The organism is Leisingera sp. MMG026 (assembly GCF_021654205.1).
Classification (GTDB): Bacteria; Pseudomonadota; Alphaproteobacteria; order Rhodobacterales; family Rhodobacteraceae; genus Leisingera.
Map to the genome: position 1 here is coordinate 1 of NZ_JAKFZM010000159.1, position 444 is coordinate 444.

Sequence of the window (444 nt, forward strand, 5' to 3'; positions counted from 1 at the left end):
AGGTCCTTGCGCATCCTGATCAGGCGCTCCCGTGCGCCAATGAGCACGCGAACCCGCTCCGACGCCTCGCTTCTGATGTGAACCCGGCTGAACCAGCCGGTGCGGGCCAGATGCGCCAGCCCTTCGGCATCACCGGTATCGGATTTGTTGATCCGCCCAGACAGCGCCTTGTGCGCCAGGCGGGCATCAATGCAGATGATCCGAAGGCCGCGTTTCTCCAGCTCGCGGGTGAGCCAGATGGCCAGGATGCCGCTCTCATGCACCACCCGCTCGGGCTTGGCGGAATGTTCGGAAATAAACGATGCAATCTCGTCCGGATCCGAACTGGTTTCGCCGCGCGCAAGCACCTTACCCTCTCCATCAACAACACAGATCGACACGGATTTGACGGACACGTCCAGACCAACATAATGCAACATGGTCGTTCTCCTTCACGGCTGGTTT

General features: G+C 60.4%; 1 protein-coding gene. It reads right to left on the reverse strand.

The annotated features are described in order from the left end of the window. The coding region (locus L1069_RS23960) for a transposase (protein WP_237457311.1) at window positions 1-419 on the reverse strand (419 nt) is incomplete at its 3' end. Window positions 420-444: the final 25 nt, after the last annotated feature.